The following is a 15,362-nucleotide window of genomic DNA, read 5'->3' on the forward strand; positions in this document are numbered from 1 at the left end:
CCGGTGCGTTGCGGATATGTGGATTGGCGGGGCTTTCTGCTCAGCCCTTGGTGGCGCCCGAAGTCAGGCCCGCCACCAGGTACTTCTGTCCGACGACGGCGGCGATGACGACGGGGACGGTGATGAGAGTGGCGGCGGCCATGAGACCGCCCCAGTCGGTGCTGGCGTACGAGATGAAATTGAAGAGGGTCACCGGCACGGTCTGGGTGCGGTCGTCGGCGAAGACGAGCGCGAACATGAAGTTGTTCCAGCTGAAGACGAACGCGAGGAGCGAGGCGGTCGCGGTGCCGGGTGCGGCAAGGGGCAGCGAGATGCGCCAGAAGGCGCCGAACGCGCTCAGGCCGTCGGTGCGTGCGGCTTCTTCGAGTTCGACCGGCAACCCGGCGAAGAAGCTGATCATGATCCACATGATCAGCGGCACGGAGACGAACATGTGGCTGAGCACGAGGACGGTGTAGGAGCCGACGAGCCCCATCTGCGCGAACAGGTAGTACCAGGGCACGAGAAGCGAGATCGCCGGAACGATACGGGCGACGAGGATGAGTGAGCCGGTGCGGTGCATCCCGAACCGGCCCACGGCCCACGCGGCGGGCACGGCGATGACGGCGGAGAGCACCGTGGACACCACCCCCACAAGCAGGGAGTTGCCCATGGAGCGCACGATCTGCCCGGCTTCCACGATGCTGCGGAAGTTGTCGAGGGTGGGCTTGAACCACAGACCGACGCTCGGGTCGGTCACCTGCACGTTGGTCTTGAACGCGGCGGCGAACATCCACACCAGGGGCAGCGCGAAGATCAGGGTGACGAAGGCGATGGCCGTGCCGCGCAGCCATGTCCACTTCCGGCGCCCGCGGGCAGCGGGCGGGGTGGGCGGGCTGGTCGCAGTGGTGACGGTGGAACTCATGCGTTCTTCCTTCCGCCGCGGCGGCGCAGCAGGACCACGACACCGATGATGAACAGCGTGAACAGGACCAGGACGGCGGCGGCCAGGCCGTACTCCTGGTAGTCGAAGGTCAGCCCGTAGGCGTAGACGTTGAGCGTCTCCGCCTCGAAGTCGGAGCCGCCGCCCGCGCCCTTGGTGGCGTAGAGGATGTCGAAGGTCTTGAGCGCGTCGACGGCGCGCAGGACCAGGGCCGTGGCGAGCGTGGGGCCGAGCATCGGCAGGATGACGTAGCGGAAGCGCTGCCAGGCACTCGCGCCGTCGACGAGGGCGGCTTCCTCGGGCTCCTCAGGAAGGGTGGTCAGGCCCGCGAGCAGGAGCAGCGTCATCATCGGCGTCCACTGCCATACGTCGATGAGCATCAGCATCGGCAGTGACTGGCTCACCGAGCCGAGGAACTCCTGGCGGGGCAGTCCGATGCCGGCGAGCAGATGGTTGGCGATGCCGTTGGTGGGGTCGAGGATCAGCAGCCACAGGACGCCGATCGCGACGGGGGTGGCGAGCAGCGGGATGATCAGAACGGTGCGCACCAGGCGCATGCCGCGGAACGGCTTGCGCATGAGCATCGCGAGCGCGAGTCCGAGAACCGTCTCCAGGACCACGGCGCCGATGGTGAAGACCAGGGTGCGGCGCGCGGCGGGCCAGAAACGGCGGGCATCGCCCAGGGCGTCGGTGAAGTTCTGCAGGCCGATGTGGCGCTTGTCGGCGTTCACCGCGCCGAACGCGTCGGTCAGGCTCAGGTCGAGCGTGAAGGCAAGGGGGAAGACGATCATCAGGCCGACGAAGAGCAGCGCCGGGGCGAGCATCGCCCACTTCAGCCGCCGGTTGGCCTGCTCGAAGGTGCGCGGCGGCCGGGTGCCGCGCGCGCCCTTCCCCGGGGGCGGGGTGGCGGCGCGGGCCGGGGAGACCTCGGTGGCGGCCATCAGGACTCCTTGTGGCGGTTGTCGCGTACGAGGAAATCGGCGAACTCCGCGTCCGCGTCACGCATGACGGGCCCTACGGACTCGCCGAGGATCGACGCGACCAGCGGACGGCCGACGATGTCCCTGGCCCGGCCGACCTGGAGGACCCGCGGCCGGTCGTAGCCGAGACCGCGTTCGGCGTTGAGCCGCATCGACTCGGCGAGATCCTTCGGGAAGGCCTTCAGAGTCCGGGGGTCGGCCCATACGGAGCTGCGGGCGCCCGGGATGCCGTCGGACTGGAGAGCGGCGGACATCTCAGGGCCCGCGGCCCACCTGATGAACTCCCAGGCGTCGTCGCGCAGGAGGGAGAACTTGTTGATGCCCAGGCTCCAGGACGGGATGTTGTGCGGCTTGGCGCCCGCCGGGCCCGCGGGGAAGGGCGCGAAGCCGACGGTCTCGCGTACGCCCCGCGTCGCGACCTTCGGGTCGAGGAAGCTGCTGTAGATCGCGTCGGCGTCTATGTAGAACGCGGCTTTGCCCTGCGCGAAGATCGGCATGGCCTGTTCGAGGCTCATGTTGGTCGCTCCCGGCGGTCCCGCTCTGCCGAGGAGCCCGCCGTAGTACTCGTAGGCGGCCAGTGCCTGGCGGCTCCCGATGCCGGACTTGCCGTCGATGAGGAAGTCGCCGCCGTGCGAGTACAGGAAGCTGGACCACTGGGACACGGCGCCGCTGCGCTGCCCGCGGCCGACGTATCCGTAGAACCCCTTCTTCTTCTCCGTGAGTTCCAGCGCGGACGACATCAGGGCGTCGAGGGTGCGCGGCGGTCCTTCGACGAGGTCCTTGCGGTAGTACAGCGTGGGGCGTTCGGTCACCACCGGGACGCTCAGCACCTTGCCCTGCGCCACGGACGCCTCGCGCGGTGCCTTCTGGAAGTCCGCCCAGGCGAACTCCTTGTCACCCTCGACCCGGTCGGTGAGGTCGGCGAGCCAGTCGTTGTGCGCGAAGACCAGTTGTTCCTGGAGCGCGCGCACCATCATGACGTCCACGTCGGTGCCCGACGCGTTGAGCTTGACGTTGTAGCTGCTCGACAGTTGGTCGGCGGTGAGCAGGGTTATCGAGACCCGGCGTCCGATCCGCTCCTCGAACTCCTTCGTCCGCCGCTTGATCGCCTGCGACCACACATGATTGATCGCCATGATCCGCAACGGGCTGCCGTCCGAGGGTTTGCCGCCCTGCGGCGAGCAGGCGCTCAAGGCGCCCGCGCCGACGGCTCCCGCCGCCCCTGCGGCCAGCCTGCCGAAGGAGCGCCGGCTCAACAGCTGGCTGCTCGTGGACATCGTTGTCCTCGTCTCTGTTATGGGTGTCCCGGTGGGGTCTACGTCTCCCGAACCACTGGTCCAACTGGTAGGACCAGTTGAGTCTGACGGGACCGTAACAGGACACGAACGCCCCCGAACAGACCCTGAGAGAAAGATCCACACAACAGAACGGTCACGCCGCCCCGTCCAGCGCGAAGGGCGGCTCGAAGGGCGGCTACTCCCCCGCTCTGCCGCCCGCCCGCCGGACCTCCGCCTGCCCGAGGAGCGTCTCGATGTGGTTGCGCGCCATGATGTCCACCTGCACATCGAGGTCCGCCCCGTACGTACGCAGGCCGAGCATGAGGTGCTCCCGCATCCGCACGGCCGCGAGTTCCTCGTCCCGCGCCTCGATCGCCTCGAAGATCTCCGGGTGATGCGGCACCCCGGGCTCCCCGATCGAGGGGTCCGAGTTGGAACGGAGCATCATCTCGAACATCATCCCGCTGATCGACGACAGCATGATCCGCAGTACGGGATTCTTGCTCGCCACCGCGATCGCGTCATGGAACTCCATGTCCGCCTGCGCCTTGACCACGACATCCGTGGCCGACTCCAGGGCGTCACACGCGCCGCGCATCACCGCGATGTCCTCGTCCGTGGCCCGCCTGGTCGCCAGTTGGACCATCTCGACCTCCAACGGAAGCCGCGCCTCGATGAGTTGACGGACCGTGGGGCGCCCGGCGCGGTACAGCGCGTCGTACCCCCTGGCCTGCCCCGAGCTCTGCTCACGCACGAAGGAACCACGCCCCGGCGCGACCTCGATGAGGTGCTGCGCCTCAAGACGCCGCAGCACCTCCCGCACGACATTGCGGCTGGAGCCGAACTGGCCCGCGAGCTCGCGCTCGGAAGGCAGCTTGGCCCCGACCGCGATCTCACCGGACCGGATCTCGTGTTCCAGCTGACGTGCGATCCGCTCCGTCAGCAGGCCGCGCTCAGCGGGATCGGAAAGACGACCCGGCTGCGCGGAATCCGGCGGCGGCGAAGGAGCGGACGACTGCATGGTCGCAGCGTACAACCCGCTCCGAAGCCTTGATCACCTCGATCACCTCGCGGGGTCCTCGCACCTCAGGCCGGGGGTACGGCCCCTCGCGCGCGTCACGTACAGCCGAGGATCGCGTCGATGCCGCCGGACCGACCTACTGCCCCAGCTCCGTGAGCATCTTGAGCATGGCCTGGGACGTGTCGCCCTCGGAGTCGGTTCCCTGGTCCATCTCTATGCCTTCGAAAGTGACGGGTTCGGTGCTGCGGACGTACATGGCCTGCTCGTACTCGGCAAGCGCCGCCTCCACGTCGTCGGGGCACGCGGCGAGGATCCTGCCGAGTTCGGCGCCGTCGAGCATGGCCAGGTTGGCGCCTTCTCCGTTCGGGGCCAGGAGGTGGGCGGCGTCACCGAGCAGGGTCACCCCCGCCACCCGGTCCCACCGATGCCCGTGCGGCAGAGCGTAGAGAGGGCGCAGAACCGGCGCGATGTCGCCGTCGGTGATCAGCGCGGTGAGCTCCGGCGCCCAGCCGTCGAACTCCCGCGCGATCCGCGCGGCCGCGGCGGAGGCATCGGCGAAATCGATGGCGGCGAACCAGTCCAGTGGCTCGACCAGCCCCACATAGGCGTGCAGAGTGTCGCCCCTCTCCCGGTGAGCGAAGAGCTCCCTGCCCGGCATGGTCGCGACCATCGCCCCACCGCCGACCACCTTCGCCGCGGCGGGGTGCCGGGTATCGGCGTCGAACAGGTAGGTCTCGACGACCGACTTGCCGGTGTACTCGGGTATGGCGTCGGAGAGCAGCGGCCGGACCCGTGACCACGCGCCGTCCGCGCCGACCAACAGGCCGGTGACGACGGTGCCGCCGTCGGCGAACGTCACCTCGTGACGGCCCTCGCCGAGGGTACGAGTACTACTGACCTTGTGCCCGAACTGGACGGTACCGGCAGGGAGCGAATCGAGCAGAACCTGCCGCAGCTCGCCGCGCTGCACCTCGGGGCGTCCCCCCGATCCGTCGTCGGCCTTGTCGAACAGGACGGCCCCGTCCGGGTCGAGAACCCGCAGGGCCTGACGGCCCTCCAGAACGAGACCACGGAACTCGTCCATCAAGTCGGCTGCCTCAAGGGCGAGTTGTCCGTTGTAGTCATGGATGTCGAGCATCCCGCCCTGCGAACGCACCGCCGGGGAGGACTCCGCCTCGTGGACCGTGACCGGAATTCCATGGAGGTGCAGGACGCGGGCCAGGGTGAGTCCGCCCAGCCCGGCGCCGATGATCGTGACGGGGGTGTGCATGGTGGCTCCTCGAGGTCGGGACCACCAGTGATCTCCGGCGGCCGCTTCCGCGAAGGTCCCAGGACCCACCGACACGCCACCGACACCGGATCGACAGCTCCCGTCAGACGACCGACACCCACCGCCGTGGCTCCGGCGGTCGTCACGGGCGGAGTCAGTCCGAAGGCGTCGGCTCCGTAGTGATCAGTCCCTGCCGGTAGGCGACGCCCACCGCCTCCGTACGGCTCGCCGCTCCCAGCTTGGCGAGGATGTTGGAGACATGGACGCTGGCCGTCTTGGGGCTGATGAACAGCTCCTCGCCGATCTGCCGGTTGCTGCGGCCGACGGCGAGGAGACGCAACACGTCCTGCTCACGGGCCGTAAGTACCGCGGCACGGTCCCTGGCGGGCACCGCCAACCGGCCGCGGCGCACCAGAGCGTCAAGACGTTCACGCAGGAGAGTGGCGCCGAACCGGTCGGCCTCCTGGCGCACCGCGTCGACCTCGACGGCAGCCTCCTCGCGACGGTCGGCCGCAAGCAGGGCCTCGGCAAGCCGCAGCCGGCAACGCGCGCGTTCGTAGGCGTCCCCGTACGCGAAGGCGGTCATCGCCTTCTCCCAGGCCGCCGTATCAGGACCGGACACGGCTCGCGTCCATTCGGCTTCGGCGCGGGACAACCAAGCCTGCCCCTCCGGCCCCTGTGCCATACCGTCCTCGCCTCGCGCGGCCGAAACCCGCGCCTGTTCCACGAGTTCGGTCGCGGTGTCCGCCCGACGCTTCGCCCCCTCCTCGTCACCGCGCATACGCAGCTCGGCCGCCGAATCGGCCACCGCGGACAGGGCCAGAGCGACGAGCCGGACCGTGGCGTCGGGCAGCGTGCCCGTGTCATCGGTGAGGGAGCCGACAGTGTGCCGCATCGCCCGCACCGCCTCGTCCGGGTCCCCGCGCCACGCGGCGGCATCGATCCCCACGATTCCGGCGACCAACGCGTTCTTCCAGTCGAAGTGCCCCTCCAGCAACGCTCGGGCACGCTCGACAGCACTGAAATCGCCGCGAGCCAGTGCCACGTACAGCCCGGGACCGGCCGTGAAGCCGCCCGTGCCGGAGTACGTCCCGGCGTCCTCGGCCGCGCCGCGCGCGCACTCGTCCCAGTGGCCGAGCGTGTACTGCACAAGGAGTCGCAGGTAGCGCATCTCCAGCGCATACGGCGAGGACAGCAGCCCGGAACGCCGGGCCCGGTCCAGGCCCTCCGCCACCCATGGCAGGCATTCCTCCAGCTCACCGACTTCGACGCTGCCCATGGCCAGGTTGAACAAGGCGCGCATCTCCACGTGCGCGTTGCCGGCCCGCAGCGCAAGACCCCGCGCCTCTCGCAGCTGCTCCCTGCCCTCCGGGGTGCGACGGTTGCTGTCCGCGTGGACCATCATGGAGATCAGAAGGTCGGCCCGCGCGTCGTCGACTGCCAACTCGGCGGCGACCCGCAGAGCCTGCCGGCCGACCCGTCGCGCGTTCTCGTCCTCGTCGCTCTGGCGCGCGGCGACCATCATGTACGTGGCCGCCGCCCACACCCATGTCGCCGAAGGGGGCTCGGCGGGGATCAGGGAGAGAGCCTCACTGCTGTGCGCGATGGCAGCCGGCAGGTTGTCGACGTTCAGCAGGTTCCCGGCGAGCGTGTAGCGGACACGGGCCGCGAGCTCCAAGTCGGCGTCCTGACCGAGACCGGCAAGCGCGGACCGCGTGAGCGAGACGGCGCGGTGCAGTTCCCCGGCGTGGGCGGCCGCCGCCGAGGCACGCAGCGTGAGCGTCACGGAGTCCGTACCGGCCGGCCGGCCGGAGGCGTTGACCGCCGACCACAGATCGAGGGCCGCTTCGATGTGCCGCAACTCCTCTGCGGGAGCGCCGACGCGCTGCGCGTGGTCGGCGGCCTCCAGGGAGGCGGCGAGCGCCTCGGGCAGGTCATGGTTCTCACGGAAGTGGTGAGCGCGCTCGGCCGCGCTGCCGGACTGACGGCCCCGCTCGGCGAGCAGGCGCGCGAACACACCGTGCAACCGGGCCCGTTCACCCGGCAGAAGATCGGCGTAGACCGCCTCCCGCGCGAGCGCGTGCCGGAAGGAGTACGTGTCACCCTCGCCAGGAACGAGCAACTGCCGCTCCACGACCTCGCGAAGGACCGCCTCCAGCTCCTGCTCGGGCAGCCCGACGGCGTCCCGCAGCAGATCATGACTGACACGGCGCCCGGCGACCGCCGCGGTACGCAGCACCTGCTGGGCGGTGTCGGACAGCTGCTCGACCCGGATGAGCAGAACGTCGGCAAGACCGCTGGGCACACCACCGGCCGGCGCGTCCGTGGCCGCGACCAGCTCCTCCGCGTAGAAGGCGTTGCCCTCGGCGCGCTCGACGATCCGATGGATGGTGGCGTCCGGCAGCGGACGATCCCGCAGTGAACGCACAAGGCGGGCCACATCCGCGTCGGGCAGCGGTTGAAGCTCAAGACGTTCCACGGCGGGCAGCCGCACCAGCTCGGCAAGCAGGGGACGCAAGGGGTGGCGACGGTGCAGGTCGTCCGCGCGGTACGAGGCGAACACCGCGAGCCGGTGGTCGGGCGAGCCGCCGGCCGGCCGCTTGAGGACACCTCGGCTGAGCAGGAACCGCAGCAGGTCGCGGGAGGACTGGTCGGCCCAGTGCAGGTCCTCGATGACCAGCAACAGTGGGGCGATGTCCGTGAGTTCGGCCAGCAGAGCGGCCACGTCCTCGAAGAGCCGGAGCCGCCTGTTCACGTCTCCCACGGCTTCCGTACCGCCGCCGAGCAGCCCCTCCGCCACCGGATGACCGCTGAGGACCGAGGCGAAACGCTCGTCCGCGGCCAGCGCGCCGAGGATCTCGGTGAACGGCAGATACGGCAGTCCCACGTCGCCCAGGTCGACACAGTGTCCGGTGAACACGGCCATCCCGGCCGCTGCGGCTCGTCCGGCGACCTCATCCAGCGCCCGAGTCTTGCCGACCCCGGCGTCACCGGCGATCAGCACCGCGCGGGCCTCACCGGCGCGGGCACGCTCCAGCACCGCGGCGAGGCGGTCGAGTTCGTCTTCCCGGCCGATGAGTTGGCTGGTGAACTGGGTGTGGGACACGTTCCACATCCTGGCACATGAGTTCGGGACGCCCTCGACGACGGATTAGGCTGCGCCCGGACTTGGTGATCACGGGTGCGCCGCTGGAGGCGGCAGGCGCCGACGACGGAAGAAGGAGGCGGCGTCGGATGGCCGGAGACGATCCGCGCTGGGATGTTCTGCGCTGGAGCGAATACCGCAGCATGCCGTGGAAGAACGGCGGCGGTACGACCCGCGAGGTCGCGTCGGGCGCCGTACAGGCGTCCCTGCCCACGACACCCTCGAAAGAACCCGCGGACGGCTTCGACTGGCGGGTGAGTGTCGCGGACGTGGACGCGGGAGGCTCCTTCTCCCCCTTTCCCGGGATCGACCGCGTGATCACTCCGGTCGAGGGCGAAGGCATGGTGCTGACCGTGAACGGAACCCCGCAGCCGGTCGGGCCGCTCAGCCCCTTCGCCTTCTCCGGCGACGCGGCGACGGACTGCAGGCTTGAAGCGGGCCCGGTGCGCAACATGAACGTGATGACCCGCAGGGGCCGGGCGACGGCGCACGTGCGGATCATCAGCGTCGGCGCCACCCGGGAGGCGGAGATGGCGTCGGAGATCGCGTGCGCCGCGGGCGAGACCCTGCTCGTCATGGCCGCCACCGAGGGGATCACGGTCGGCGGACCGGACGGACGGGAGACCGTACTCGGCCGTCTGGACTGCGTACGTCACGAAGGCCCGGGGGCGCTGACTCTACGGGGCGACGGCACCGTGGCCGGGATCAGGATCGCCGCGGCGTTCTGAGCAGCGTTCTGACGGCGGGAGCGTTCCGGTAGGCCCCGCAAGCCGCTCGGGCGGCCCGCAGGGCTTGTTATTACCGATGGCCGCAACGCCACGCTTCCGTTGGATGGGTGTACCGCGGTTGTGCCTCCCCCGGGGACGGCGGATTCTGTAGGGGACGAACGGGGCTGATGTGGCGCCATGACTGCATGGAACGCGGAGCAAAGTACTGACTTTCGTGGCCCCCTCGACGTCACCAGGGCGGCCACGGCGGTCGTCGACGCCCAGGACACGGTCATCGGGTGGAGCCCCGCGGCGCAGCGGCTCCTCGGCTACCAGCCGCAGGAGATCGTCGGTCGGCCCGTGACCACGTTCCTGTCACCCGGCCCGACGCACTCTGTTCTCCCTCTTTCCCTTCCTCCCCGGTTCCAGGGGAACGAGATCCGCGTCGCCCGGCACCGGGACGGGAGTGAGCTGCTCGTCGCCACCGCGGCCTGTCCCCTGCCCGGCGCCGGTACGGCGACGCGTGTCCTTGTCGCGACGGAGCTGCAGGATCTCCGGCTGTGGGAATCCCGGCTTGCCCTGTTGCACGGGCTGGCCACCCAGTCCCCCCTCGGCCTGGCCATTTACGACACCGAACTGCGTCTGACCTGGTGCAACGCGGCGTACGAACGGGAGATCGGACGGCCTTTCGCCGAGTTCCGTGGCTATCGGGCAGATCAGCTGTACTCCGAGGGAAAGTTCGTGACCAAGGGGCATCCGCCCACGCTCGACGCGGTCATGCACCACGTACTGGATACCGGAGAGCCATTCCTGGACCTGCATTTCCAGGGACGGCCGCCCAGCGACCCGGAAACGGACCACATCTGGTCCTGCGCCTACTACCGGCTCCAGGACGCCGACGGACACGTGTTCGGAGTGTGCGAGGACGCATTCGACATCTCCGACCGCTACAAGGCCCAGCGGCGCCTTGCCCTGCTCGTCGAAGCAGGCCGCGGAATCGGAAACACCCTCGATGTGATGGTCACGGCCAAGAAGATCACCGAGGTGGCAGTACCGGAGTTCGCCGCCACAGTGACGGTCGACCTTGCGGGGGCGGTACTGGAAGGCGGGGTGCCTGCCACCAGCGGCTCGGCGGCGATGTCTCTGGTACGGGTCGCCCGCTGCTCGGCCGAGGGAGACGACGAGCAGGAGGGACACGAGGAGGACTACGAGGAGAACGACGAGGGAACGCCGGGGCAGCGGCCTTCTCCCCCGCCTCTCGGGAACCACCCACCGGTGGAGTACCCGTCCGGTTCGCCGCAGGATCGAAGCCTCTCATCGGGCGGGCTCGTGCTCGACGACAAGGCCCTGGTCGTGCCGCTGCGGGCCGGGAACAGCACCCTGGGAATCGTCACCTTCATTCGCGGCACCGGTTCGGCCGCCTTCGACAGCGGCGAGGTGGCACTGGCCGACGAGTTGGTCGCCCGTACGGCTGTGTCCATCGACAACGCCCGCCGCTTCACCCGTGAGCGCACCGCGTCGCTGGCCCTCCAGCGCCAGCTCCTCCCGCAACACGTGCCGGAGCAGTCCGCGGTCGACCTGGCCCACCGCTACCTGCCCACGGACGACGTGACAGGGGTCGGCGGCGACTGGTTCGACGTCATCCCCCTTTCCGGGACCCGGGTCGGACTCGTCGTCGGGGACGTGGTCGGCCACGGCCTGCAGGCAGCCGCCACCATGGGGCGGCTGCGTACGACGGTGCGCGCGTTCGCCCAGATGGACATGGATCCCGTCGAACTGCTTTCGCGGGTCGACGATCTGGTGGCGCAGTCGGCGGAGGAGCAACGGGGCGAGCTCGGACCGCCCGACGGCGCCTATGCCGATGTGACCACCGGTGCGACCCTTCTCTACGCGGTCTACGACCCGGTCTCGCGGCGCTGTGTCATGGCCAGGGCCGGGCACCTGCCGCCCGCCGTCGTCGATCCGGACGGCGCTCTCTCCTTCCCCGACCTGCCGGCAGGACCGCCCCTGGGTCTGGGCGGTCTGCCGTTCGAGTCGATGGAGATCGAGCTGCCGGTGGGCAGTCTGCTCGCCCTCTTCACCGACGGCCTGGTCGAGGCCCGCGACCGCGACATCGACCACGGCCTCGACACCCTGGGACGTGTACTCAGCGACCGGCACGCCTCGCTCGAAGAGCTGTGCGACCGGGCCGTGGCGGAACTCCTGCCGGGCGGCTCGACCGCCGACGACACCGCCCTGCTGCTCGTCCGTACCCGCGAACTCGACCCGTCGCAGGTCACCGAATGGGAGCTGCCCGCAGAACCGGTCGCAGCGGGCCGTGCCCGCGACCTGGCCACCCAGCAGCTGCACCAATGGGGCCTCGACGAGCTGGCGTTCGCGACCGAGCTCGTCGTCAGCGAGCTGGTGACCAACGCGGTCAGGTACGCCGAAGGACCGATCCAGGTACGCCTGATCCGTGACCGCACGCTCCTGTGCGAGGTGGCGGACACGGGCCACACCTCACCGCACCTGCGCCACAGCGGCGAGGACGACGAGGGCGGGCGCGGCCTGTTCATCGTCGCGCAGCTCGTCCAGCGGTGGGGAACGCGCTACACCCGCTCCGGCAAGACCATCTGGACCGAGCAGGCCTTTCCCGCGACGGGTTGAGACGGCCGGCTCGTACCCTGGCCGGACGGCCCGGGCCGTCTGAGGGGCTTCCCCAGTCGGATGGGAAGCTGGCCCTCGCGTTCCTGAGGAAAGGCCGGCCCGAACAACCATGAACAGCAGTACTCTCAGCGCCCTGGAGCGTGTCGCCGGTCACCGTCAGCGCTTCGATGCTGCCTTCGAGAAATACTTCGCCGAACTGGCCACTGACCTGGGCAGCGCGCAGCTGGGACGTTTCGCGCCCCGCTGTCTTGAACTCCTCGCCGAGTTGTCGCTGCGCGGTGGGAAACGCATACGGATCGCCCTGATCCACGAGGCGGCAGGACTCGTCGGCGGGGGCGGGGCGGCTGGGCTCGCAGAAGCCGCGCTGAGTCTTGAGCTGCTCCACAGCCACGCGCTCATCCTCGACGACATCATGGACGACTCGCCGCTGCGCCGCGGTGGCCCCTCGACGTACTACGCCTGTCGCCAGGACCTCCCGGACAACCCGCAGGCCGCGCTGGGACTGGCCATGATGACAGGTGATCTCGCCGGTTTCCTGGCCCTGCGCGTCCTGGTGCGGGCCGACCTGCCCGCCGACCGCAGACAGGCCATGCTCGACGTCCAGCTCGGCGTGACGACCGACACCGTCATCGGCCAGGTCCTCGACCTGGAGCGCGACGTGAACCCCACAGCCGATGACGTGACGCTGGAGACGGTGTGCGAGTACAAGACCTCGCGCTACACCATCCTGGCCCCCATGCGTCTGGGTCTGCTGGCCGCGGGGCAGGACCTGGCCCCGCACGAGGAGAGCCTGCGCCGCTACGCCCGGCTCGCGGGCCTCAGCGGCCAGATACGCGATGACTACCTCGACCTCTTCGGCGACCCCGCCCGCACCGGCAAACCCCGGGGCGCCGATCTGCGGGCCGGGCGTCACACCTACCTGACCCGCGACCTCCTCGCCGCCACCGGCGAAGACGAACACGCCACGGTCAAAGCCGCCCTGGGCAACCCCCACTGCACACCGCAGACCATCGACCGCATCCGCGACATCGCCCACCGCCACCACGTCCACACCCGCCTGCAGGCGACCATCGACCACTACGCCCACGCGGCCACGGCCGAAGCCACCTCCTGGCACCGCCACTGGAACGAAGAAGCCGTCACTCTCTTCGAGCAACTCCCGCTCTGGAACACCCGCCGAACCCGTTGACCCCCGTCCCGGTCCGCGGAGCGACGCAGCGGCGGCCATCAGGGCGTCTACGAGATGCGGGAGACCGTTAACGCGATCTTCCATCAGGGACGGACCGGCTGCCAGTGGGCCTATCTCCCGCACGATCTTCCCCAGAAGAGTGCGACGTACTACTACTTCGCCGCCTGGCGGGACGACGGGGCCGACCAGATCATCCATGAACTTTTGCGCTGCCAGGTCCGTGAGCGGGCCTGCCGATTGGAGGACCCGACGTTGGTGGTGCTGGACACCCAGAGTGTCCACGTGGCAGCCAGGGTCCCCGCCGCCACGACCGGCCGGGATCCGGCGGTCGTCGTCCTCGCCGCGAACACGCACGACAACACCGCGGGCATGATCCTGCTTGACCATGTCGCCGAGCACGCCGACGACACCGTTCGCAAGGCGCTGGTTGACCAGGGCTTCAAGAACCAGGTGGTCCTGCACGGCGCCAACCTCGGCATCGACGTCGAGATTGTCGAACGCAACCCTCAGGACAAGGGGTTCGTGCCGCAGCCGAAGCGGTGGAGGGTCGAGCAGACCTACGGGATCTTGATACTGCACCGGCGTCTGGTCCGCGACTACGAGCACCGCCCTTCGTCGTCCGCCTCCCGCGTCTATTGGTCGATGTCCCACGTCATCATCCGCCGCCTCACCGGCGCGAACGCTCCCACCTGGCGCGAACCGCAGGCGGTGACCGCATGAACATCCAGCCCCTGCTCGACGCGCTGGACCTCCAGGAGGACGCCGCCCGGGCCCAGGCCAACGACCTCCGCACACAGATCGGCGAACTGCAGCCCCGGCTGCGGGAGGCCGAGTCGCACGAGCCAAGTTGAAACGCCTGGTCAAACTCGGCATCCTCACCGAGGTCGACGCTGGCAGCTTCGCCAGGAAGCAGTAACCGGCCGAGCCCCGATTGGCTTCGTTCACGTCAAACAGCAGCCGTACAGCCGCCTGTGCTCGTAAGAATGGCGGTCGTGCGGGTGGTGGGGATCAGGGGGCCTTGTCAGCCGGCCGATGGGGTGAGGCTGGTGCGGTCGAACGGGCCACCGTGCGCGGCGGCGTACGCGATGGCGTCGTTGACCGCATCGAGGCCGAACGACCGGACTCGTTCGGGGGCGAGATCCAGAGTGCCCGAGGCGAGGAGCCGGATGATGCCGACATTGGCTGTGCGCGGGTACATCCACTGCCCGCGCACGGTGATCGAGTTGCGCATGATCCATGGGTACGGGAGTGCGAGGTCGTCGCCACCGAGCATGCCGACGCCGCCCATGAGGACGATGCGGCCGTACTCGCGCACGGTCATGGCCGCCGCGCGCGACGCCGAGCTGGGTGCGCTCGGCGGGAGCAAGTCGATCACCATGTCGATCGGGCCGTCGGCCCCCGCGGACATCGCCGCGCGGTCGGTGGCCTCGTCTCCCGTCAGCGGGACCGGGCGCAGACGCGGACCGAACCGGTCGGCGAGGAGGTCGAGGGCGGCCTTGTTGCGGCCCGGGGCGACCACGCGGCCCGCTCCCATCGCGAGCGCGACCGCGACCGCGCTGCTGCCGAGGTTGCCGGTGGCCCCGCTGACGAGCAGCGTCTCGCCGGCTGCGAGCCCGCCTGCCAGCAGCCCGCCGTAGGAGATGGTGTGCACGGTGAGTGCGGCCCAGCGGGCCGGATCGTCCCCGGCCGCGGCGGGCAGCGGAAAGACGTTCTCCGTCGGGACCCGCATGAGCTCGGCGAACGCACCGTCGTGCCAGTACCGGGCGAGCCGCGCGCCGCCCTCGCCGCGCGAGCTCCAGCCCTGGAGCGTGATGTCGGGCGTCAGGGCGTCGTCCCGCGAGCGCACCGTCGAGTCGCACCACACCACATCACCGACGCGCAGCCGGGTGGTGTCCGGACCGACGTGGACGATCCGCCCCACGCCGCCGACACCGGGCACGACAGGCGGGACAAGGGGGTAGTTCCGCTCGCCGCTGAAGACTTCGCCCGCGTAGGGCCCCACATTGGCGGCGAGAACCTCGACCACCACCTCGCCGCCCCCGGCCTCGGGGTCGGGCACCTCCCGCACCGTGAGCGGGGCGCCGAACCGCGTCAGAACTGCTGCTCGCACGTGATGACCTCCATGTTCGTCCGTGTTCGTCCGTGCTCGTGAGATCGACACTACGAGCTGGGTGAGCATGCCGGAAGCGACGATCTGGCATCCGT

At 69.8% G+C, this 15,362-nt stretch carries 11 protein-coding genes and 1 pseudogene; 5 read left to right on the forward strand and 7 right to left on the reverse strand.

Annotated features, from left to right (window positions below):
- Window positions 1-40 precede the first annotated feature (40 nt).
- The 6 genes from ACFQ7F_RS04290 to ACFQ7F_RS04315 all read right to left on the reverse strand — a co-directional run bounded on the left by ACFQ7F_RS04290 (window position 41) and on the right by ACFQ7F_RS04315 (window position 8,576).
- Window positions 41-904 (reverse strand): carbohydrate ABC transporter permease, encoded by an 864-nt coding sequence (locus ACFQ7F_RS04290; RefSeq protein ID WP_383265832.1) that lies wholly within the window; start codon window positions 902-904, stop codon window positions 41-43.
- The gene (locus ACFQ7F_RS04295) at window positions 901-1,863 is read right to left on the reverse strand and encodes a carbohydrate ABC transporter permease (protein ID WP_383265834.1); all 963 of its coding nucleotides are present in this window, start codon (window positions 1,861-1,863) and stop codon (window positions 901-903) included. Before ACFQ7F_RS04295 ends, ACFQ7F_RS04290 begins: the two co-directional genes overlap by 4 nt.
- Window positions 1,863-3,179, reverse strand: a complete 1,317-nt coding sequence (locus ACFQ7F_RS04300; RefSeq protein ID WP_383265837.1) for an ABC transporter substrate-binding protein — start codon at window positions 3,177-3,179, stop codon at window positions 1,863-1,865. The genes ACFQ7F_RS04295 and ACFQ7F_RS04300 overlap by 1 nt, the downstream gene beginning before the upstream one ends.
- Before the next feature lie 196 nt (window positions 3,180-3,375).
- The gene (locus tag ACFQ7F_RS04305) at window positions 3,376-4,200 is read right to left on the reverse strand and encodes a FadR/GntR family transcriptional regulator (protein ID WP_383265840.1); all 825 of its coding nucleotides are present in this window, start codon (window positions 4,198-4,200) and stop codon (window positions 3,376-3,378) included.
- A gap of 136 nt (window positions 4,201-4,336) precedes the next feature.
- Window positions 4,337-5,470 (reverse strand): FAD-dependent oxidoreductase, encoded by a 1,134-nt coding sequence (locus ACFQ7F_RS04310; protein ID WP_383265843.1) that lies wholly within the window; start codon window positions 5,468-5,470, stop codon window positions 4,337-4,339.
- 154 nt (window positions 5,471-5,624) lie between these two features.
- Complete coding sequence (locus tag ACFQ7F_RS04315; RefSeq protein WP_383265846.1) at window positions 5,625-8,576, reverse strand: AAA family ATPase; 2,952 nt, start codon at window positions 8,574-8,576, stop codon at window positions 5,625-5,627.
- Window positions 8,577-8,704: 128 nt separating this feature from the next.
- Here ACFQ7F_RS04315 and ACFQ7F_RS04320 point away from each other — a divergent pair, with 128 nt between their 5' ends.
- The 5 genes and pseudogenes from ACFQ7F_RS04320 (at window position 8,705) to ACFQ7F_RS04340 (ending at window position 14,008) form a co-directional block, all read left to right on the forward strand.
- Entirely contained in the window at window positions 8,705-9,343 is a 639-nt protein-coding gene (locus ACFQ7F_RS04320) for a HutD family protein (RefSeq protein WP_383265849.1), read from the forward strand.
- A 177-nt stretch (window positions 9,344-9,520) separates the two neighbouring features.
- Entirely contained in the window at window positions 9,521-11,968 is a 2,448-nt protein-coding gene (locus ACFQ7F_RS04325; protein ID WP_383265852.1) for a SpoIIE family protein phosphatase, read from the forward strand.
- A gap of 109 nt (window positions 11,969-12,077) precedes the next feature.
- Window positions 12,078-13,157, forward strand: coding sequence for a polyprenyl synthetase family protein (locus tag ACFQ7F_RS04330; protein WP_383265854.1), 1,080 nt, complete (start codon window positions 12,078-12,080; stop codon window positions 13,155-13,157).
- A 27-nt stretch (window positions 13,158-13,184) separates the two neighbouring features.
- A pseudogene (locus ACFQ7F_RS04335) lies at window positions 13,185-13,877 on the forward strand (transposase); the annotation flags it as partial.
- Window positions 13,874-14,008, forward strand: a complete 135-nt coding sequence (locus tag ACFQ7F_RS04340; RefSeq protein ID WP_383265856.1) for a hypothetical protein — start codon at window positions 13,874-13,876, stop codon at window positions 14,006-14,008. The pseudogene ACFQ7F_RS04335 and the gene ACFQ7F_RS04340, both read left to right, overlap by 4 nt.
- Before the next feature lie 170 nt (window positions 14,009-14,178).
- Here the strand turns inward: ACFQ7F_RS04340 and ACFQ7F_RS04345 are convergent, their stop codons facing one another.
- Entirely contained in the window at window positions 14,179-15,267 is a 1,089-nt protein-coding gene (locus ACFQ7F_RS04345) for an alcohol dehydrogenase catalytic domain-containing protein (RefSeq protein ID WP_383265859.1), read from the reverse strand.
- Between the last annotated feature and the right edge of the window lie 95 nt (window positions 15,268-15,362).

Source organism: Streptomyces sp. NPDC056486 (assembly GCF_042795295.1).
Lineage (GTDB): Bacteria > Actinomycetota > Actinomycetes > Streptomycetales > Streptomycetaceae > Streptomyces.

What these genes read in the sequence shown, in the direction of transcription:
- ACFQ7F_RS04295 (WP_383265834.1), bottom strand. Translation starts at nt 1,863, where the DNA reads ATGGCCGCCACCGAGGTCTCCCCGGCCCGCGCCGCCACCCCGCCCCCG.
- ACFQ7F_RS04300 (WP_383265837.1), bottom strand. Translation starts at nt 3,179, where the DNA reads ATGTCCACGAGCAGCCAGCTGTTGAGCCGGCGCTCCTTCGGCAGGCTG.
- ACFQ7F_RS04325 (WP_383265852.1), top strand. Translation starts at nt 9,521, where the DNA reads ATGACTGCATGGAACGCGGAGCAAAGTACTGACTTTCGTGGCCCCCTC.
- ACFQ7F_RS04320 (WP_383265849.1), top strand. Translation starts at nt 8,705, where the DNA reads ATGGCCGGAGACGATCCGCGCTGGGATGTTCTGCGCTGGAGCGAATAC.
- ACFQ7F_RS04330 (WP_383265854.1), top strand. Translation starts at nt 12,078, where the DNA reads ATGAACAGCAGTACTCTCAGCGCCCTGGAGCGTGTCGCCGGTCACCGT.
- ACFQ7F_RS04340 (WP_383265856.1), top strand. Translation starts at nt 13,874, where the DNA reads ATGAACATCCAGCCCCTGCTCGACGCGCTGGACCTCCAGGAGGACGCC.
- ACFQ7F_RS04305 (WP_383265840.1), bottom strand. Translation starts at nt 4,200, where the DNA reads ATGCAGTCGTCCGCTCCTTCGCCGCCGCCGGATTCCGCGCAGCCGGGT.
- ACFQ7F_RS04310 (WP_383265843.1), bottom strand. Translation starts at nt 5,470, where the DNA reads ATGCACACCCCCGTCACGATCATCGGCGCCGGGCTGGGCGGACTCACC.
- ACFQ7F_RS04290 (WP_383265832.1), bottom strand. Translation starts at nt 904, where the DNA reads ATGAGTTCCACCGTCACCACTGCGACCAGCCCGCCCACCCCGCCCGCT.